The 18,633-nt window shown below is 58.2% G+C and carries 20 protein-coding genes; 10 read left to right on the top strand and 10 right to left on the bottom strand.

Going from position 1 to position 18,633, the window contains the following annotated elements:
• The first annotated feature begins 1 nt into the window (after position 1).
• Both dapA and ACFWW2_RS17350 read left to right on the top strand, forming a co-directional pair.
• Positions 2-874: a 4-hydroxy-tetrahydrodipicolinate synthase gene (gene dapA, locus ACFWW2_RS17355; protein ID WP_393930014.1), complete on the top strand. Its 873-nt coding sequence runs from the start codon at positions 2-4 to the stop codon at positions 872-874.
• A gap of 342 nt (positions 875-1,216) precedes the next feature.
• Entirely contained in the window at positions 1,217-1,885 is a 669-nt protein-coding gene (locus ACFWW2_RS17350) for an imm11 family protein (protein WP_393930012.1), read from the top strand.
• A gap of 150 nt (positions 1,886-2,035) precedes the next feature.
• Here ACFWW2_RS17350 and ACFWW2_RS17345 read toward each other — a convergent pair whose 3' ends face one another.
• Both ACFWW2_RS17345 and ACFWW2_RS17340 read right to left on the bottom strand, forming a co-directional pair.
• A complete protein-coding gene (locus ACFWW2_RS17345) occupies positions 2,036-3,232 on the bottom strand; it encodes a winged helix-turn-helix domain-containing protein (RefSeq protein WP_393930010.1) in 1,197 nt (398 codons plus the stop codon).
• Positions 3,229-3,672, bottom strand: coding sequence for an ion channel (locus tag ACFWW2_RS17340; protein ID WP_393930008.1), 444 nt, complete (start codon positions 3,670-3,672; stop codon positions 3,229-3,231). The genes ACFWW2_RS17345 and ACFWW2_RS17340 overlap by 4 nt, the downstream gene beginning before the upstream one ends.
• Before the next feature lie 76 nt (positions 3,673-3,748).
• Between ACFWW2_RS17340 and smpB the strand changes: the two genes are divergently transcribed.
• Positions 3,749-4,222: an SsrA-binding protein SmpB gene (smpB, locus tag ACFWW2_RS17335; RefSeq protein ID WP_393930118.1), complete on the top strand. Its 474-nt coding sequence runs from the start codon at positions 3,749-3,751 to the stop codon at positions 4,220-4,222.
• Between the two features lie 24 nt (positions 4,223-4,246).
• Here smpB and ACFWW2_RS17330 read toward each other — a convergent pair whose 3' ends face one another.
• The 4 genes from ACFWW2_RS17330 to ACFWW2_RS17315 all read right to left on the bottom strand — a co-directional run bounded on the left by ACFWW2_RS17330 (position 4,247) and on the right by ACFWW2_RS17315 (position 9,472).
• On the bottom strand, positions 4,247-5,431 hold the full coding sequence (locus ACFWW2_RS17330) for an LLM class flavin-dependent oxidoreductase (RefSeq protein ID WP_393930006.1): 1,185 nt from the start codon (positions 5,429-5,431) through the stop codon (positions 4,247-4,249).
• Between the two features lie 109 nt (positions 5,432-5,540).
• Positions 5,541-7,961, bottom strand: a complete 2,421-nt coding sequence (locus tag ACFWW2_RS17325; protein ID WP_393930004.1) for an FAD-dependent oxidoreductase — start codon at positions 7,959-7,961, stop codon at positions 5,541-5,543.
• Between the two features lie 195 nt (positions 7,962-8,156).
• Entirely contained in the window at positions 8,157-8,807 is a 651-nt protein-coding gene (locus ACFWW2_RS17320) for a ChrR family anti-sigma-E factor (protein WP_393930002.1), read from the bottom strand.
• Positions 8,808-8,815: 8 nt separating this feature from the next.
• Positions 8,816-9,472, bottom strand: a complete 657-nt coding sequence (locus tag ACFWW2_RS17315; RefSeq protein ID WP_393930000.1) for a sigma-70 family RNA polymerase sigma factor — start codon at positions 9,470-9,472, stop codon at positions 8,816-8,818.
• 123 nt (positions 9,473-9,595) lie between these two features.
• On the opposite strand from ACFWW2_RS17315, the gene ACFWW2_RS17310 reads away from it, so the two are divergent.
• The 7 genes from ACFWW2_RS17310 (at position 9,596) to ACFWW2_RS17280 (ending at position 15,112) form a co-directional block, all read left to right on the top strand.
• Complete coding sequence (locus tag ACFWW2_RS17310) at positions 9,596-10,894, top strand: NAD(P)/FAD-dependent oxidoreductase (RefSeq protein WP_393929998.1); 1,299 nt, start codon at positions 9,596-9,598, stop codon at positions 10,892-10,894.
• Positions 10,891-11,649, top strand: coding sequence for a DUF1365 domain-containing protein (locus ACFWW2_RS17305; RefSeq protein ID WP_393929996.1), 759 nt, complete (start codon positions 10,891-10,893; stop codon positions 11,647-11,649). Before ACFWW2_RS17310 ends, ACFWW2_RS17305 begins: the two co-directional genes overlap by 4 nt.
• Complete coding sequence (locus tag ACFWW2_RS17300; protein ID WP_393929994.1) at positions 11,646-12,872, top strand: MFS transporter; 1,227 nt, start codon at positions 11,646-11,648, stop codon at positions 12,870-12,872. The genes ACFWW2_RS17305 and ACFWW2_RS17300 overlap by 4 nt, the downstream gene beginning before the upstream one ends.
• 3 nt (positions 12,873-12,875) lie before the next feature.
• Positions 12,876-13,448, top strand: a complete 573-nt coding sequence (locus ACFWW2_RS17295) for a DUF3833 family protein (RefSeq protein WP_393929992.1) — start codon at positions 12,876-12,878, stop codon at positions 13,446-13,448.
• Position 13,449: 1 nt separating this feature from the next.
• Positions 13,450-14,187 (top strand): SDR family NAD(P)-dependent oxidoreductase, encoded by a 738-nt coding sequence (locus ACFWW2_RS17290; protein ID WP_393929990.1) that lies wholly within the window; start codon positions 13,450-13,452, stop codon positions 14,185-14,187.
• A 105-nt stretch (positions 14,188-14,292) separates the two neighbouring features.
• On the top strand, positions 14,293-14,721 hold the full coding sequence (locus tag ACFWW2_RS17285; RefSeq protein WP_393929988.1) for a GFA family protein: 429 nt from the start codon (positions 14,293-14,295) through the stop codon (positions 14,719-14,721).
• A gap of 64 nt (positions 14,722-14,785) precedes the next feature.
• Complete coding sequence (locus tag ACFWW2_RS17280) at positions 14,786-15,112, top strand: DUF3775 domain-containing protein (RefSeq protein ID WP_393929986.1); 327 nt, start codon at positions 14,786-14,788, stop codon at positions 15,110-15,112.
• Here ACFWW2_RS17280 and ACFWW2_RS17275 read toward each other — a convergent pair.
• The 4 genes from ACFWW2_RS17275 to ACFWW2_RS17260 are packed head-to-tail and all read right to left on the bottom strand — an operon-like array spanning position 15,097 to position 18,355.
• Positions 15,097-16,047, bottom strand: a complete 951-nt coding sequence (locus ACFWW2_RS17275) for a glutathione S-transferase family protein (RefSeq protein WP_393929984.1) — start codon at positions 16,045-16,047, stop codon at positions 15,097-15,099. The genes ACFWW2_RS17280 and ACFWW2_RS17275 overlap by 16 nt on opposite strands.
• Positions 16,047-17,096 (bottom strand): saccharopine dehydrogenase, encoded by a 1,050-nt coding sequence (locus ACFWW2_RS17270; protein ID WP_393929982.1) that lies wholly within the window; start codon positions 17,094-17,096, stop codon positions 16,047-16,049. The genes ACFWW2_RS17275 and ACFWW2_RS17270 overlap by 1 nt, the downstream gene beginning before the upstream one ends.
• Positions 17,096-17,695 (bottom strand): glutathione S-transferase family protein, encoded by a 600-nt coding sequence (locus ACFWW2_RS17265; RefSeq protein ID WP_393930115.1) that lies wholly within the window; start codon positions 17,693-17,695, stop codon positions 17,096-17,098. Before ACFWW2_RS17265 ends, ACFWW2_RS17270 begins: the two co-directional genes overlap by 1 nt.
• A 15-nt stretch (positions 17,696-17,710) precedes the next feature.
• Positions 17,711-18,355 carry a histidine phosphatase family protein gene (locus ACFWW2_RS17260; RefSeq protein ID WP_393929980.1) on the bottom strand — a complete coding sequence of 215 codons (645 nt, stop codon included), beginning with the start codon at positions 18,353-18,355 and terminating at the stop codon, positions 17,711-17,713.
• Positions 18,356-18,633: the final 278 nt, after the last annotated feature.

The raw sequence follows: 18,633 nt of genomic DNA, 5'->3' as shown, positions 1-18,633 counted from the left end.
CATGTTCAAGGGATCACTCCCCGCCCTCGTCACGCCGTTTAGCAACGGCAAAGTTGACGTGGACACGCTGAAAAAACTGGTGAACTGGCATGTGGAGCAAGGCTCGCACGGGCTGGTGCCGGTGGGAACGACTGGCGAAAGCCCGACGCTGACCCATGAAGAGCATGATCAGGTCGTTGAAATCGTTGTGAATGAGGCGGCAGGGCGTATCCCTGTGATCGCCGGGGCCGGGTCCAACAACACGGCTGAAACCGTGCGGCTGGTGCAGGCGGCGAAAAGCGCCGGGGCCGATGCCGCATTGGTCGTGACCCCCTATTACAACAAGCCGACCCAGCGCGGGTTGATTGCCCATTTCATGGCCGCCGCCGAGTGCGGTCTGCCGATCATCATCTACAACATCCCGCCCCGGTCGGTCATCGACATGACGCCAGAAACGATGGGCGAATTGGCCAAGCACGAGATGATTATCGGGGTCAAGGATGCGACCGCGGACCTCAGCCGCGTGCCCACGCAGCGGATGACCTGTGGCCCTGATTTCATTCAGCTTTCTGGCGAGGATGCAACGGCCCTTGGATACAACGCCCATGGCGGGTCGGGCTGTATTTCAGTCACTGCCAATATCGCGCCGAAACTGCTGGCCGAGTTTCAGGAAACCACGCTTGCGGGCGACTATGCCACCGCGCTGACCCAGCTTGACCGGCTGATGCCGCTGCACGAGGCGGTGTTCACTGAACCGGGGCTTGTGGGTGCGAAATATGGCATGTCGCTGCTGGGATTGTGCAGTGACGAGGTGCGGTCACCGCTGACCGGGCTGATGGACAGCACCAAGGACAAGATCCGCGCGGCGATGGTGCATGCGGGGTTGTTGAACTGATCCGGGAAGGGGCCGCGTCGGCACCGACCGCGCGTTGCGTGGCCCCCACCGTACGGTGATTTTCGTCATTTGCGCCGAATCATTGGTTAACACCATATTTTGCTGGGAAATGTGCGGTCGGCATCGCGTCGGATTTGCGTCGGCAAAGCGTCGGGCACTTTTTCGGCCTTTTGCGGGATTAACGGCGCGCGCGGTTGGATGGGTTAACGACTGTTAAGGTTTGGCGGACGGCGGGTGCTTTCCATCATAACGGGGCTTGTGGATGCCGACGCGTCAGAGAAGATGGGTGCGGCAAAGATCAAGCCTGATCAGAAATACTAACTTGATGTTTGGAGATGCTTAATGGCCATTACGATTTCAGGTGATCACGCACATACCCCATCAAAAACTGTCGAAGCGGTGCCGTTTGGAGAGGAAGAAACTGCGAAATACGCGCGCTTTAAGGAGTGGAAGAACCAGACTGAAAGCAAACATAGAGTTGACTGGATTATATCCAAAGCGCCAAAGTCGGAAGACCGGCAGTTGAGTTTCCCATATAACGCTGACCTCGTACCAAAGAAGATGCAGCTAACCAATGGCAGCGCGGATTGGGATTATTCAGGTCACGTTGGCATACCAAATGCGAATGCAGTTGGCCAAAAGTTCAAAGATGTCATCGAGAGCGTTGAAGCTGATGTGCATCAGTTTTTGCCATTCGAGTTGTATGATCAAAAAGGCATGTTGATTAATAAACCATTTTATTTCTGGCGCATTTGTACATCAATTGATGCAATCAGTCCCGCCTTAGGTGGTGTAAAGCCAATGACCAACTCGCCACATTATCTTTGGCAGATATTGCGAGGTGAAGGTCGAAAAAAACTCGCCGTTCGCAAAGATCTAATCATTGGTAGGGCGGCATGGTACGATGTTCGTTACAAGCTGCCACCTTTCATTTCTGATGAAGTTGTTGGCCTACTGAAAGCGCAAGAACTTACAGGCTGGACCGCAACAGATTACTGGAAAGAGATTTGAGATTTAGCACGCGATCCTATCAAAAGTGCTAAAAATTCTCCCGGCTATACCGAAATTAGGACCGCTGAATGTACATCGTGATCAGTTATAAACAACTACTGGCGATTTTCGCCGGAGTTGATTTGCGAGGCAAGTGTGGGGTGAGTGATTTCACCTATCCTGCCGTAACCATCCCTCATAAAATCTAACCCCCTCACACCCACCAAACACCGCCGCCCTCTCCAGTTCTGTTTCCAGCGCCTGCACGCGTCCGGTTCCCATCCGCACGCCCTGCTCTGGCCAGAAGGCGCGGATGGCCAGAACCCCGTCCTCGCGTTTCATGTCGATCCGCCCGATCAGCCGGTCGCCTTCCATGACCGGGAAGACGTAGTAGCCGTATTTCCGCTTGGCTTCGGGGACGAAGATTTCGATCCGGTAGTGGAAGCCGAACAGCCGTTCGGCCCGTTTCCGGTCCCGCAGGGCGGGGTCGAAGGGGGACAGGATGCGCAGGCGTGGTGTCGGCGTGCCGACGTTCAGATCCATCACGTCCGGCCAGGCGAAGGATCGACGCAGTTTGCCGTCCACGCCTTCTACGTCGACCTCAATGATCCGGTGATCGGCCAGGGCTGTGGTGCACCACGCCTTGGCCTCGGCCGGGGTGATGTGATCCCAGAACGCCGCCAACTCACCGCTGGTGGCGAAACCGAGCCGGTCCAGCGCGCCGGTGCAGCACCAGTCGATTGTCTCTTCAGGGTGATGCCGCCGGTTGAGATGGTCCGCCGGGATCACCCGTTCGGTCAGGTCATAGACCTTGGTAAACCCGTCGCGGCGCACGACCGAGACCTGACCGGACCGCCACAGATATTCGAGCGCTGTCTTGGACGGGTGCCAGTCCCACCAGCCGCCTGATCCGCGCTCCTCCCCCTCGCCCACCTGACCGGAGGTGCAGTGCCCGTGATCGGCGATCCGGCGCAGAACAGCGTCGATCTTGGCCGTGAAATCGCCGCGCCGCCATTCCTTCCAGCGTTCCTCCATCCGCACCGCATCGCGTTGAAAGCGTAGCCGCCAATGGGCGAAACTTTCGATGGGGATGATGGACGCATCATGGGTCCAATGTTCGAAGACCTGCCGGTCGCGGTGCAACAAGTGTTGCAACGCCTTGGGCCGGTATTGCTGCCGCCGCGACCACAGGATCAGATCATGGGCGCGGGCGAAGGTGTTGACGCTGTCGACCTGTACGAAACCCAGATTGTCGATCACACCTTTCAGGTCTGCGCCCTTGCCGGGGCCGGACGGACGGGTCGCCAGCCCGTGCCGTGCCAGAAACAGGTGCCGGGCGGTGCGGTTGTCGAGGATGGGAACGTTCACGTCTCGCCTTTCAGCATCTCAAGCTGTTGCAGGCGGACCTGGCGCAAAGCCTCGACCAGCAAAGCCGTGACCAGACCGATGTTCAGGAGGCCGTTGGCTGCCGCCATGCCGCCCAAAAGCCGCCATTCGACAGGCAGCAGAACGTCACCAAACCCCAGCGTGGTAAAGGCGACAAGGGCGAAATAGACCGACAGTTCCATCGTGTCGAACACACCGAGGCCCAGCATCGTCAGCGCCCAGAGCCAGACCCCTGCGGTCATTTGCAGCGTGATCCAGACAGCCGCGACGCACAGAACAATGATCAGCTTGGGGCGGTGTGGTTCGCGTGTCAGCCAGGGGCGGTAGCGCATCAGCCAGATTTCCATCAGCCAGAAGCTGACCCCTGCGATCATGATTGAAAGCAGCATCAATGCGGTGCCAAGGGCAATTTGAATGAACACCCGATCTTCCCTTTTCCTGCTCCACAGGCGACCGGACCTTGTGCGCCCGTCGCCCATCGCCTATTTCAGCCCAACTATGGCCAAGAAACCCGAAAACAAAAACTACAAAGTCATCGCCGAGAACCGGCGTGCCCGGTACGACTTTGCCATCGAGGACGATATCGAGGTGGGTATCATCCTGACCGGGTCCGAGGTCAAATCGCTGCGCATCGGGCAGTCGAATATTGCCGACAGTTATGCATCGGTCGATGACGGGGAGTTGTGGCTGACCAATGCCTATATCGCCCCTTATGACCGGGCCATGTTCGGCCACGAGGAACGGCGTAAGCGCAAGCTGCTGGTGAGCCGCAAAGAGCTGTCACGGCTGTGGAATGCGACCAAGCGTGAAGGCATGACGCTGGTGCCGCTGGTGATGTATTTCAACGACCGTGGTCTGGTGAAGCTGAAGATCGCGACGGCCAAGGGTAAGAAAAACCACGATAAACGGGCGACCGAGGCCAAGCGCGACTGGGGTCGCCAGAAACAGCGGCTGCTGCGCCACGGGGATTAACGCGGCGCAGGTTCTGCCCTGCCGCTATTCGGCGGGTTCTGACGCCTTCCGCCCTTCTTTTTCCGCTGCGTATTTTTCCTGCGCCGTTTCCACGGCCTTGGCGTGGATTTCGGCCAGTTCCGGCCGCATCTTTTGCGCGCGCACCGCTGCGTTCATCGTTGACATGTGCTGGCCCTGGAAATGGGGGAAGACTTCGCGGGCGATCAGGTCATAGGATTTCCTGGTCGCGTCGAAATTCGCCCAGTTATGTGCCAGCATCAGGTAGGCGCCGAAGCCGCCGTTGGACTGTTTCCAGAGCCGGTCGATCTGGGCTTTGCACATCTCGGGCGTACCAATCGCGCCGAAGCCGCTATCGTTGATGAAATCGATCATTTCCTTGGCGTTCTGCCCGGGCATCGACATTTGCGGGAAGGCGGCGATTTCCTGGAAGTAGTTGAACCAATGTTCAATCCCGTATTCCACGTCGCGGCGGGCCTGTTCGGCGGTTTCGGCGATATGGCACAGCCCGACAAGCCGCCATTTGGACCGGTCGACCTTTTGTTTGTAGTGCTTCGCCTCTTCCTCGATCACGTCCCAATGCAGGGCGAGTGCGTCGAACCCGGCGGCCGTTGTTGCCCCGATGGAGATCAGGCCGGTGCCGTATTTGCCCGCCAGTTTTGGCCCGGTGGGCGAGGCGACGGCGGCGGTGGCCAGATCGAAATTGGAATAGGGGCGCAGATGCAGGCGCGCGTCCTTCAGCATCCAGCGGTCGTTTTCGAAATTCACTGGCTCGTCCGAGCGCAAGAGTCGGGTGATGATATCGAGCCCGTCGGCGAGCAGACCGCGCGTGTCTTTCTGGCTGAGCCCGATCATGGCGGCGTCTGTGGGCAGTGACCCCGGCCCGAGGCCAAGCATCGCGCGACCGCGCGTCAGATGATCAAGCTGCACGATTTTTTCGGCCACCCATAAAGGGTTGTGATAGCTGACGGACACCACGCCGGTGCCGAGTTTGATGCGGCGTGTACGTGGTGCTGCGGTGGCGATCATGATCTCGGGGCTGGCCGAAATCTCGGACCCGGCAGAGTGATGCTCGCCAAACCACACCTCGTCATAGTCACATCGGTCGAGCCATTGAACCAGTTCGAGGTCTTGCTCCAGCGCGAGTGTGGGGTTGATCCCGGGCTTGTGAAACGGAGCCAGAAAAATACCAAAACGCATACGGTCTGTCATTGATTGTCCTCCCTAGCGTCCTCGCAAGATGCGAGTGACGTAAGGGAAGGCTAGCCCACCAACCACAACCGTTCCAAATAAAATCTACGCTTAGCAATGACGGGTGCGATCAAGCCCTGACACGCGAATTCTGGGGATCATAGGGACCGGACGCAATCACAACAGAAGGCGTCGGCGCGCCGACAATGTCGACGTTCAACGCAGTCCCGATGGTGGAAAACTCTGGCTCTACAAAGGCGTAGGCAAGGTTCATTCCGACCCTGTGCCCCCAGTCACCGGATGTGACGGTGCCCACAACCCCGTCGTTCAGGACGACCGATGACCCGGCATGTGCCGGGGCAACATCAGCATCAATCCGCAGTGTGACCAGCCTGCGGTGCGGTCCATTCTGCTGGCGCTGGCGCAGCGCATCACGCCCGATGAACGGGCCCTTGTCCAACCGCACGAAACGATCAAGACCGGTTTCAAACGGATCAAACTCGGTCAGAATGTCAGCCTTCCAATGCAGATACCCTTTCTCCAGCCGCATTGATTCCACCGCCCGCGCACCAAAAACATGCAGGCCGTGATCCGCACCTGCGGCGCCTAAAGCCAGCCATGCTGCATAAAGCTGATTATTCGGTACGTGAATCTCGTAGGCCAGTTCGCCGGAAAAACTGACCGACATCACCACTGCCGGGGCAATACCGACAAAACAGCGACGCACACGCAGCCAAGGGAACGCATCCGCCGACCAGTCCTCGCGACTGACAGCGCTCAGGATATCGCGTGATCGTGGCCCGGCCAGAACAAGCGCTGTGTAGTCGTTGGTCAGTGACTGGATCTGCACGTTGTTGTCGGGACCCAGATGCATCTGCAACCAATCCATATCGTGAAACTCTGACGCGGCGGCCGATCCGTACCAGACTTCGCCATCCGGCAGATTTGCAATCGTGGCTTCGGCCTTCAGCATCCCGTCATGGTTCAAAAGATAACCCAGGCCAACGCGGCCGACCGACCGTGGAACGTGGCCACAGATCATACGATCCAGAAAATCATGCACACCGCTGCCCGTCAGCGCGAAACGGTTGAAGCCGCTCACCTCGCAAATCCCGGCAGAGCCTTGGATCGCTACGACATCGCGGGCCACTACATCAAATACTTCGTTAAATCGGAACCCATGGGTTTCGTGGAAATCAGGTGCGGGTTTGATGTAGTCGACACGTTCCCACCCGTTGACCACCGAAAATGCTGCGCCCTCAGCCGCCAGTACGGGGGTCAGTGGCGTTGTCTTGGCAGGGCGCCCGGCGGGCCGGTGTTCATGGAGGAAGTGGAAGCGAAACTCGTTCTGATAATCCTCTACCGCCTTCAGCGCCGTGAGTTCCACATTGGCGTGTCCGGTAAAACGGCGTGGGTCAATGCACCAAGTGTCATAACACGCCTCACCATGCACAATCTGCTGTGCCAGCAACCATCCATGACCGCCACCTTCACCGAGACCTGCACGCAGCCCGATGATACAGAATGCATTACGCTTGCCCGGGATCGGGCCAACCAGCGGCGCACCGTCGATCGTATAGGTGATCGGGCCATTCACGACCGTATGAATGCCGGTTTCTGTTAGCGCGGGCATACGGGCAAAGGCCCCTTCCAGCACATCTGTCACCCGGTCGAGGTCATCGGGACAGAGCGCGTTTGTAAAATGCGGGTCGATACCATCCATGCCCCATGTCTTGCAGTCCTGCTCGTAAAACCCGACCAGCAGACCATTCTTTTCCTGTCGGCAATAATAGTCCGAGATTGGACAGCGTAGCAGAGGCATCCTGTGACCCGCTTCCTTGATCGCGGGGATGTCTTCGGTCAGGAAATACTGATGCTCCATGGACACCACGGGGTGATGGACGCCCATCATCGCGCCAATCTCGTTCACCCGATAACCGGCGGCGTTGACCACGATATCGCATTCAATTGTCCCGTGCTCCGTTTGGACGACCCAGCTATTGTCGGGCTTCTGGATCAGATCGGTCACTGCCGTGTGGCGATAGATTTCAGCACCGGCCAGGCGCGCGCGACGTGCCAGCGCCTGGCACAATTGTGCCGGATCAATGTCACCATCCAATGGATCCCACAGACCGCCCAGCAGATTGTCGGTCGAAATCAAGGGGTGGCGGCGCGCGCATTCGGCCGCATCAATCACTTCGAATTCAACACCCATGCCCTTGGCCATGGATGCAAAGTGACGATAGCCATCCATTTGGGCGGCGGTGTTGGCCAGCCGGATACCACCATCGGCATGGTGATAATTGATCGGATACTCCGGGTCCTCTGACAGCGCCTTGTAAAGAGCAATTGAGTGAGACTTCAGGCCGACCATCGTCTGGTTCATCCCGAAATTCGTCACTTGGGCTGCCGAATGCCATGTGGTGCCACTTGTCAATTCATCGCGCTCGACCAGCACGACGTCGGCCCAACCTTCCTGCGTCAGATGATAAAGGGTCGAACATCCGGCAATCCCCCCACCAATGACAACCACCCGCGCTTGCGATTTCATCTTTACCATCTCCCTTGTGCGGAACGAGCCAACGGGCAGCCGCTAAACCAATGCACCCTGACCGGGAAGACAGGTCTTTGCAAATCGCGACGACAAGACAGCGCGACAGGTCGGGTTTGGCCGCCACACCAGATGACGCGGCACAAAAAAAGGCCCCGGACGAACCGGGGCCTGATGAGTGGCCTTGGGAATTTCTTAGATGCGCACGAATTTTTGCGCGATACGCGGCAGCAGGCCGCTGAATTTCAGGGGTGCGTCAGTTGCCGCGAGGCAGATGCAATCCATCCCTTCCTCCGCAACCGGTGTGTGCTGAAGATCTTCGTTAGCGACCTCGACGTCACCGGCAGCGAACCTGTCTTCGTCATCGACGAAAGCACCCTGCAGCACCAGCGTCAGTTCTGTGCCCCGGTGACCGTGATCAGGCACGGCAGTCCCCGCAGGGATCCGCAGCAGGCGCACGCTGGCATCTTTCGACGTGGGCAGGATCATCTGGCTGACGCCACCACCAACCTTGCGCCATTTCAGGCTGTCCAAATCACCTTGGACGTAATCCTGCAATGGACCGGGGAAGATGCTGTTTTTGACCCGTGCGGGGGCCGGCTTTTCGTTCAGCGTTCCGCTTTCGATCATGGCCATCGTCGCGGCAAGCGCATCTTCGGCCACATCAATCGGGTCGACATCTGCCATGACCTCGCCACCGACGGCCTCGTATTCGGCCAGTGCCGCGCGACAGTCATCGCACATGGAAATATGTGTCGCGACCACAAGGTTGAATGCTTCCGGCAAGGTGCCTGCTGCGTAGCCCATCAACAGGGGTTCGGTCAGGTGATGCTTAATCTGTTTCATACCACTCATCATTTCATCGTATGGCGCAACCGTTCCAGCGCCAGCCTTATCCTCGATTTGATCGTCCCTAATGGTAGCCCGGTTTCGGCGGCAATCTCGCTATGCGACAATTCGCCGTAATAGGCCTTTTCGATCAGTTTCCTTTGTTCTTCGGGCAGTGCGGCAAGCGCCTGACCGAGTTGTTCCGTTTCTTGTTGTAGTCCCATCGCGTCGGCCTGATCAGGCTCCGGCTCGGGACCCCATGGCAGGTCTTCGGGTTCTGGCCGCTTCTGCTTGCGCAGCAGATCGATCTTGCGGTTCCGGGCGATCGTGAAAATCCATGTGGATACACTTGCCTTTGCCGGATCGAACATGTGGGCCTTGTTCCAAAGGGTCGCCATGACCTCCTGTGTGCATTCTTCTGCCAGATCCGGGCTGGCCCCCGATTTCATCAAAAATGACTTCACGCGTGGAGCGAAATATCCAAAGAGTTCGGCAAAGGCTGCCTTGTCCTTGTTGTCCCGGACCGCAGAAACCTGGAAGACCCAGGCCATGCGTTTGGTCGCTTGTTCGGCTGTCAACTTTTTCGCCCCCGATTTGCGAAACGTCATTATGTCCGACCCACTATAGGGTGGCATGACAACTGGCGCATCAGCTTTTGCGAGGACACTATTTTCGGTCAACATGCACTTCTTACGGGCCGCGTTAACGATTGGATCAGTGCGCATGCATTTTTTCTGTTTGATCCGGACAAGTCCAAGCTACGTAAGAAATAATAACTTCAAGACCGGACAACGGAGCGACCATCAATGCCATTCGAGACAAGTACATCCGCACCCAGAAAAGTAGCGGTTATCGGGGCGGGTATTTCAGGCATGGGTGCCGCACATGCGTTGGCCAAGGATCACCGCGTTGTTTTGTTCGAGGCTGAAAAGCGGTTGGGCGGACATGCCCGCACCCGGATGGCCGGACCAAAGCGCGATCAGGCGGTCGACACTGGATTTATAGTGTTCAACTATGCCAATTATCCGAACCTGACGGCACTTTTCGATCATCTTGAGGTGCCGGTTGTCAAAAGCAATATGAGCTTTGGGGCGTCCTTCGCAGGCGGCAAGCTGGAATATGGTCTGGCCAGTCTTGACGCGCTTTTCGCCCAGCGCAGCAATATCGCCAGCCCGCGTTTTCTGCGCATGGTGCGCGATATCTTCAAGTTCAACGCCAAGGGGTTGGACGCCAGCCGGGACGAGACACTGACCATTGGCGAATTGATGCACAAGCTGAAGCTGAGCAACTTTTTCCGCGATCATTACCTGCTGCCGTTTTCCGGCGCGATCTGGTCCACGCCTAAGGAAAAAATCCTCGATTTCCCCGCCTATGCGATGATGAAGTTTTTCGACAATCACGCGCTGCTTGGCGCGACCGGCCAGCATCAATGGTACACCGTCGCGGGTGGATCACGTGAGTATGTGACCCGTCTGGGCGCAGATATGTTCCGCCGTGGCGTCGACATGCGTCTTGGCGCGCCCATTTCCGGGGTCCGCCGCGGCCCATTGGGCGTTGAAGTTAAGGCGCAGGGTGGCGATTGGGAGATGTTTGACGAGGTGGTGTTTGCCACGCATTCCGATGACACGCTGCGCCTGTTATCCGACGCAACGGCGGTTGAGAAATCGGTGCTGGGCGCCGTGCGTTATCAGCCCAACCGGGTGGTGCTGCATTCCGATACATCACTGATGCCCAAGCGGCGGCAGGTCTGGTCGTCATGGGTTTATTCAGAGGATGCCGACCGCACTGGCGGCGAAATTGACCTGACATATTGGATGAATTCGCTTCAGCCGTGGTTGAAGACTGACGACATGATGGTGACCCTGAATTCAAAACGCCCGATCCGGGAAGATCTGATCTGGGACGAGGTGACATTGCGTCATCCGGTCTACGATCTTGAGGCGCTGGCGGCACAAGAGGCGGCGACCGCCATGAACGGGTCGAACCGCACGTGGTTCTGCGGGGCCTGGATGAAAAACGGCTTTCACGAGGATGGATTGTCCAGCGCGCTGGATGTCGTCCACGCCCTGAACGCGGTCGAGCGGCTGGAGATGGCAGCAGAGTGAGCACCACCGTCGATCATATTGCCGGTGAGACCTATCACGGGCGGCGGGGCGCGACGAAAAACGCCTTTCGCTATTCTATCGACTATGTGCTGCTGGATGCCGAGGCTGATGTGACAACCCCGGCCCTGTTCGCGCGGAATCGCGGGAACCTGATGTCACTGCAGGATAGCGACCACGGCGGGCCGCCCAAGCAGGGGCGCGGGGCTGCATGGGTGCGGGACGTTTTGGTGGCGCATGACATCGCTGATCCGGCGCGGATCGAATTGCTGGCCCAACCGCGTGTCTTGGGGCATGTGTTCAATCCCGTGTCCTTCTGGCTGTGTTATGACGCAGACGATATTCTGCGCAGCGTTATTGCAGAGGTGACCAATACCTTTGGCGATCGCCATTCCTATCTGTGTCATCATGATGATGGACGGGCGATCACAAAGGCCGACACATTGTCAGCGCATAAACTGATGCATGTTTCACCTTTTCAGCCTGTTGAGGGCGGATATGTGTTCCGATTTGATATCCAAACTGACAGCATCGGTATCTGGATCGACTATTCGCGCGGCAATGGCGGGCTGATCGCCACGCTGACGGGTCACCGCAAACCGATCAGCAACATGTCCATCATCAAGGCGGTCCTGCGGCGTCCGTTCGGGTCGCGCCGGGTGCTGACGCTGATCCATTGGCAGGCGCTGAAACTGTGGTTCAAAGGCGCCACGTTCCGATCACAACCTGCACCGCCGGTCGAAGAAGTCAGCAGATGAAAGCCTTGCAAGAACGGCTTCCTGCCTACACCGGCTTCGCCGCTGTACTGTCCGGCGCTGGCCTGCCGATCTATATCTATGCCCCCAAATACTACGCCGATACGTTTGGCGTCAGTCTGACGGCGCTTGGCGCATTGCTGTTCGGTTTGCGCCTGTTCGATGTGGTGCAGGACCCGGTGCTGGGGTGGATCAGTGAACGGTTGGGCAATGCCAAGAAATTCGCTGTCACCGCAACAGCATTCATCCTTGCCTTGTCGATGATCGGTCTTTTCGCCGTGGCCCCGCCGATCAGTGCGATCTGGTGGTTCGGGCTGACGATCACCGGGCTTTTCAGCGCTTTCAGCTTTCTCAGCATCAATTTCTATGCCCAAGGCATCAGCAAGGCGGGCGATGGACCCAAGGGCCATGTGCGGCTGGCGGCGTGGCGCGAAAGCGGCGCGCTGTTGGGGGTCTGCATCGCCGCTGTGATCCCGACGTTGCTGATGGGGGTGGTGGCGGATCCGTTTGCCACTTTCGCCTATGGCTTTGCGGCGGCGGCCCTTGTCGCTACGTTTTTCATGTGGCCGGAATGGAAGGGTAAAACCACGACCGAACCGTCACAGATCGGCGATATCATCAAGGATAGCACGGCACGCAGGCTTCTGATCCTGGCGCTTGTTAACGCCACACCGCTGGCGGTTTCGTCGACACTTTTTCTGTTTTTTGTCGAAAGCCGTCTTGGCGCACCCGGCTGGGAAGGCGGCTTATTGGTCCTGTTTTTCCTTGCAGCTGCATTGTCATCGCCGATCTGGTCCGCGCTGGCGCAGCGGTTCGGCGAAAGGCCTGTTTTGCTCACCGCGATGGTCCTCGCCGTTGCGTCATTTGGTTACACCTTCACTTTATCGACCGGCGATGTGATCCCCTTTGCCGTCATCTGCGTATTAAGTGGTGCAAGCATTGGAGCAGACTTGACTTTGCTGCCTGCGATGTTCGCGAAGCGCATGGCCGTTATCTCTCCTAATGGTGGGCAAGGGTTCGGACTGTGGAATTTGGTGAACAAGTTCACGCTTGCCTTCGCGGCGGTGGTGCTCTTGCCACTTCTCGAACGGTCCGGCTTCGAAGCCGGGGGAACAAACCTGCCTTCCGAGGCATTGACCATGTTGACGGTGCTTTACGCCCTTGTGCCGTCACTTTTGAAACTTGTGGCGATCGGGCTTCTGTTCGCCACGAAACTAGAGGAATAAACGATGTCGTTTATCACCTACATGCTGATTGGTGCGGCTCTCATGGTAATCGCCGTGATGTGCAAACAGCGCTATGTCTCATTCTGGGCGCAGAAGTCTACGGATTATGCCGATGGTCCGATCTTTGACATCCGCGAGCGGTTCAACGGCCCAATCGTGTGCGAAGGCGTGATCTATGGCCCCACGGGCAAGGTATCGTCGCGGTTCGTGGCAGATTTCGAGGCATCGTGGAATGGCAATGTCGGCACGATGGTGGAACGGTTCCACTATGACAGCGGCAATGTGCAGGATCGCGTCTGGACACTGACCCTTGGCAATGACGGCAACATCAAAGCCGAAGCGCCTGACGTGGTTGGCGCGGGCACCGGGCGGCAGGAAGGATCTGCCGTACTGCTGAACTACCGGATCAAGCTGTCGGAAGAGGCTGGTGGGCACGCATTGGACGTGACCGACTGGATGTATCTGATGTCGAACGGATCAATAATGAACCGAAGCCAGTTTCGGAAGTTTGGTATCAAGGTGGCCGAACTTGTCGCCACCATGCGCCCCAAAGACAAAGCCTACGCAGGAGAATAAAGTGACAGACTGGCAGGGAAAACGATACTGGCTCGTTGGTGCGAGCGAGGGGCTGGGGCGCGAGGTCGCGTTCTGCCTGAGCCGCGCGGGGGCCGAGGTGATCGTGTCCGCCAGATCAGAGGATCGGTTGAAGGAACTGGTCGAGGAACTGCCAGGCAAGGCATCCTACATCACAGTGGATGTATCCGACCGGGAGGCTGTTGAAAAAGCTGCTGCCGAAGCTGGCGAGTTGGACGGTGTTGTCTATCTCGCTGGCGTCTACTGGCCCATGAAGGCCAGCGAATGGGACAACGAAAAAGCCGACCTGATGGGTGAGATCAATTATCTTGGCGGATCGCGGGTGGTCGGCGCCGTCATTGGTGGAATGATCGAACGCGGGCGTGGGCACATCGTGCTGACCGGTTCGCTGTCAGGCTTCCGCGGCTTGCCTGGCGCCATTGGTTATTCTGCGTCGAAGGCCGGGCTGATGGCGCTGGCCGAGTCCATGCAGGCCGATTTGCGCACCTCGGACATCAAGGTGCAGGTGATCAATCCGGGTTTCATCAAGACCCGCCTGACAGACAAGAACGACTTTACCATGCCCTTCATCATGGAGCCGGAAGACGCGGCAAAAGAGTTTTTCGACCACATGAACACCGATACATTCAAAAAAAGCTTTCCTATGGTGTTTTCATGGGTGTTCCGGTTGTCGCAATTGATGCCGGACTGGATGTATTACCGGCTGTTTGGCTCTAAATAAGCCACCAACCTGTTGCCAGTTTGCGTTCCTGCGCAGCAGGTCTATCCTATCGTATGATACTGATTATAGGTCTTGCGCCTGTTGGCGCAGGAACAGGATGGACCCATGGCAGACGATATCACGTCGGAAATCACAGGCCGCTGTTATTGCGGCGCGACACGATTGCATGCCACAGAAACCCCTTTATCGGTGCTCTATTGCCATTGCACGGATTGCCGCCGCGCATCCGGGGGACCGGTTGCGGCCTTTGCCGCATTTCGCGAAGGCACGATTGCGTTTTCACCAAGCGAAGGACGCGCAATCAGCTGCGTTCCCGGCGTGATCCGCACCTTCTGCGAAACCTGCGGCTCACCGCTGACGGGCCGCAACGATTATCTGCCAAACACGGTTTATGTCCCCCTTGGATTGCTTGATCAGACCGACAGGTTCCCGCCTCAGATCCATGCCCAAGATGATAACAGGCTCCAATGGCTGCACATCAATGACGACCTGCCTCGGCACACCAGTTCGGCGCGCAGCAAACTGAATGAATGACTTGCGCCAGATCAAAGTCAGACATGCTATGATGCGCCAAGAAGGGGCTAAAGGAGTGCGCGACATGCTACCAATATCGACCGACAAAGTGGCCGAAGTGATCATCCTGGCCCGTGAACTGGACCGGGCTGAAAATGAATTCAACGGCTTTGTGGACCAATTGACTGACGACGAAAAGATCGGGCTGGTTGCCATTTTCTGGATCGGGCGGGGCAGCTTTGACGCTGAAGATCTGCAAGAGGCGCTCAACACAGCCGAAACCGAGGCGACCACACCGACAGCGGATTACCTTAAAGGTTCGCCGCATCTGGCCGACCATCTGGAAAGCGGGCTGGAGGCGCTGGGAATTGACGCCAGCGACGCCGAGGACGACCTTTACCGGCCCGCCTGACTGAGTTCTTCCCGCTCGGGGGCCGGGTCCCAATCAATCTCCGGCCCGATCGGGATAATGCCTAGCGGATTCCGCTTCTCGCTCGCGCTGAAATAGCCCTTTTTGTAGATATCGAACCTGACCGTTTCAGCCACGCCGGGCATGGCATAGATATCCCGCGCGTAGGGCCAAAGATGCGCATATTCCGCCAGTCGGCGCAGGTTGCAGCGAAACGCGTAGTGATAGGCAACGTCAAAGCGTGCCAGCGTCGGGAAAAGCCGTAGATCGGCCTCGGTGAATGCGTCGCCGCACAGGAACCGATGTGTCGCGAGGTGATGATCAAGCTGATCGAGCACATCAAACACATCCTCAGCCGCGCTTTCGTAAGCGTCCTGGGTAGAGGCAAATCCGGCACGATATACGCCGTTGTTCACCTTGTCATAAATCAGCGTGTTCCAGTCATCGATTTGTCCGCGCAAACCGGGTGGCGCAAGGTCAGGTCCATCAAAGGCATCGTTCAACATCCGTACGATATCTGCGGATTCGTTGCTGACCATGCGGCCCTGTACCTTGTCCCACAGCACCGGCACCGTCAGCCGCCCGGTATAGCGCATCGGGTCCGCGCTATAGACCTCATGCACCGCGCGGGCACCCAGAACAGGGTCAGAGAATTCACCGTCAGCATCATAAACCCAGCCCTGATCGGTCCGGTTTGGGCGCGCATAGGATACTGAGATCGCCTCTGTCAGCCCCTTGACGACACGGGTCAGCAAGGCCCGATGCGCCCACGGGCAATTCCACGCCACAAACAGATGATATCGCCCCGCCTCTGCCGGGAAATCTCCCTGACCGATCCAATGGCGGACTGTGCTGCGGCTCCGCTCCCATGCGCCGGAGCTGAGGGTTTGCGTCACATCATCGCCAACGTGATAAACCCCGTCGACCATATAGCCCATCAGCCCATCGCCCGGTCAAAACAGGCCCTGGCACGGCCCCAGACGCCCTGGTCAAGTGCGGTCAGTGTCATCAGGTGCGGCAACAACTGGTCTGCAAAATCTTCGCTGCTTTCGGCGGGCAGCATTGAGGGCAGATTATCAATGGCCGTGACATCCAACATCGGCGCATCATGCACGCGCAGCGCGGGGGCGTCCCATGTCGTTGTCCGGTCATAGACCTTGATTGGGGAAAAATCGCTGTCGGGGTCGCAGGCGATGTCGCCGATCACGCTGAGCTGGCGATCGGCGATCTTGGCGCTGGCTGGTACGAAAACCGGCGTGCCGGGTCGTGCCAGAATACAGTTGAGAAACACATCATGCGCCAGCACCTGCGGAAACGGGCCACCGTGGGCGGTCTCTGCCATGTCCCATCTGGTCACGGCCACACCCATGGCCTGACACAGGTCAGCCGCCCCGGATCCGACGCGCCCCAACGCCCCGATGATCAGGGCGGTCGGACGCTGCGTACCGATCTGCACCAGACCTTGCTGCATCGCCGCCAGCATGTGACTGGCCGAAGGGTATGTTCCAACCGGCCCCGCAATGTCACCACGCTGTTGCGCCATCCAGCACATCAGCGACACCGCCGCCCCGGCATAACCTGCCCAATAGCCAAAAGCGGCAACGCGGCGACCATCTGCATCCGTCAGATATTCCAGATCATAAAGCGCACCACCCCCGGCCCCGAACCGGTCCAGCAGCACCTGACCCGCTTGCTGGCCCTTATAGGCATGACCGAACATGATGTGGCGATGGCGCAAGGACGTGCCATCATCAGGCAACTCTTTCAGGCCAAATACGATGGCATCATCAGGGGCATCGACCCAGGAAAACTCTGGCGCGATGGCGCAACCCGCCGCTTCATATTCCGCTATCGGCAGAACCCGCTGGGCGCTTTGCTCCACCGTTACCTTGAACCCCGCATCAATCAGCCGCGCCGCGCCCTGTGGGGTCAAACCGACCCGTTCTTCATTGGCGCGGCTTTCCGAGCGGACCCAGAGATGGACCATCAAAGCATCCCTTTCTCAAAGGCCGCCTGTACCGAAGCCCGCGTATTCATGCGATGCTGGAAATCCTGCAAGGTCGCAAACTCCGCGATATCCACGCCATCGCCGGGCAGCCATGTCAGCACGACATACAGATAGAAATCGGACACGACCTGCCCTTCGCCGGATGGGAACGGCAGTGCCTCCAAAGCCTCTTCGACATAGGCGCAGGATGCCGCCACCGTCTGCGGCACCTTCTGCTTCATATCGGCAAAGGACGCCTCCTGATCCGCCCAGCGACTGCCGCGCAGTCCATGGGCGTGGTTGGGGTGCATGGTTCCATTGAGATAACACATCAACTCGCGCATGCGAGCGGCGGCAAACGGATCGGTTGGCACAAGGGACGGGGCGACATATTCCAGCAAAGCGCCGGTTTCGGTCAGAACCCCATGTGGTGTCTCCAGCGCGGGGACCCGGCCCTTGGGGTTCAGCTTGTGATAGGCGGCCGTGGTTTGCTCACCCTTGCTGAAATCGACAAGCACCGGTTCATAGGGCGTGCCGACCTCCTCCAGCGCCATGGCAACAGCGACAGAGATCGTACGCGGGGCATAATGCAGCTTCAGCATTGGGGTCTTCCTTCAGTAGTGGGTAACGGCATGGGCGCGGTCAGGCTGGTCCAGATGCGGGATCGTGTTGAACGCGGCAAGGATCGGCCCTTGCGGGATCACATGAACCCGGTGCACCGAACTGTTCAGGATCGGCAGCAGGATATGCGCCATCCGGGTGGGATCAAGGTTCAGCAGATGGCGGATGATCATGCCGATGACACCACCGGATGTGACGCAAAGCACGCGCGCGCCGGGCGTTGCGGCCTCTTGCAGAACCGATGTCACCCGCGCCTCGAATGACGCAAAGGTTTCGACCCCCATGATTTCGGCCTTATGCCAGGCTTCCATGACCTGCGGGACGTGGGCGGCAAATTCATCGGGGCCGGGAAAGGGGACGCCATGCACATCCTCCAGCGCCTGGCCGAGGTTGAAATAGTCCATTTCGTTCAGGCGCGGATCAATGACGGGGTCGCCATACCCAATTCCGGCAGAGGTTTCCCGGTGCCGACGCAGACTGCCAGAGATGATCTTGTCAAACGGGCGTTCCCGGTCGCGCAGATAATCGCCCAGCCACCGGGCCTGCTGATGGCCCAGATCAGACAGCTTGTCATAGCTTTCTTCGTCATTGGCAGCGGAATTGGCCTGCCCGTGACGGACCAGAATAATCTCACCCATAAACACCCTCCTGAGCGGACAGGGTTACGGGCTGGTAACAGGCTTGGCAACGATTTTGAGTCGCGGCGTATGGCTGTTTCTGGGCATTCGGACCACCGCGATAACGCACCTAACCACTACAATTCATGTCACTTTTTTCACGCCCTCGCGAAAAGTTGGAAATAATTGGGTGTCACGCAATTGGGTGCGCCTGAAATCTGTGAACAGCTGAAAGAGTTTGCGGGGGTCCGGGGCTGACCTAGGGGCAGCCTGGCGCACAGATCGGGGTCGGGTTCTGT

It is taken from the genome of Yoonia sp. R2-816 (genome assembly GCF_046762905.1).
Taxonomy (GTDB): domain Bacteria; phylum Pseudomonadota; class Alphaproteobacteria; order Rhodobacterales; family Rhodobacteraceae; genus Yoonia.
Note: the sequence above shows the minus strand (reverse complement) of the source record. Positions and strands in the feature narration are given on the sequence as shown.

Bases quoted from the DNA above. Each gene is read 5' to 3' on its own strand.
- ACFWW2_RS17315 (WP_393930000.1), bottom strand. From the start codon at position 9,472: ATGTTGACCGAAAATAGTGTCCTCGCAAAAGCTGATGCGCCAGTTGTC.
- ACFWW2_RS17300 (WP_393929994.1), top strand. From the start codon at position 11,646: ATGAAAGCCTTGCAAGAACGGCTTCCTGCCTACACCGGCTTCGCCGCT.
- ACFWW2_RS17310 (WP_393929998.1), top strand. From the start codon at position 9,596: ATGCCATTCGAGACAAGTACATCCGCACCCAGAAAAGTAGCGGTTATC.
- ACFWW2_RS17270 (WP_393929982.1), bottom strand. From the start codon at position 17,096: ATGGTCCATCTCTGGGTCCGCTCGGAAAGCCGCGCCAATGAAGAACGG.
- ACFWW2_RS17260 (WP_393929980.1), bottom strand. From the start codon at position 18,355: ATGGGTGAGATTATTCTGGTCCGTCACGGGCAGGCCAATTCCGCTGCC.
- ACFWW2_RS17295 (WP_393929992.1), top strand. From the start codon at position 12,876: ATGTCGTTTATCACCTACATGCTGATTGGTGCGGCTCTCATGGTAATC.
- ACFWW2_RS17320 (WP_393930002.1), bottom strand. From the start codon at position 8,807: ATGAAACAGATTAAGCATCACCTGACCGAACCCCTGTTGATGGGCTAC.
- dapA (WP_393930014.1), top strand. From the start codon at position 2: ATGTTCAAGGGATCACTCCCCGCCCTCGTCACGCCGTTTAGCAACGGC.
- ACFWW2_RS17280 (WP_393929986.1), top strand. From the start codon at position 14,786: ATGCTACCAATATCGACCGACAAAGTGGCCGAAGTGATCATCCTGGCC.
- ACFWW2_RS17325 (WP_393930004.1), bottom strand. From the start codon at position 7,961: ATGAAATCGCAAGCGCGGGTGGTTGTCATTGGTGGGGGGATTGCCGGA.
- ACFWW2_RS17285 (WP_393929988.1), top strand. From the start codon at position 14,293: ATGGCAGACGATATCACGTCGGAAATCACAGGCCGCTGTTATTGCGGC.
- ACFWW2_RS17275 (WP_393929984.1), bottom strand. From the start codon at position 16,047: ATGGGCTATATGGTCGACGGGGTTTATCACGTTGGCGATGATGTGACG.
- ACFWW2_RS17350 (WP_393930012.1), top strand. From the start codon at position 1,217: ATGGCCATTACGATTTCAGGTGATCACGCACATACCCCATCAAAAACT.
- smpB (WP_393930118.1), top strand. From the start codon at position 3,749: ATGGCCAAGAAACCCGAAAACAAAAACTACAAAGTCATCGCCGAGAAC.
- ACFWW2_RS17330 (WP_393930006.1), bottom strand. From the start codon at position 5,431: ATGACAGACCGTATGCGTTTTGGTATTTTTCTGGCTCCGTTTCACAAG.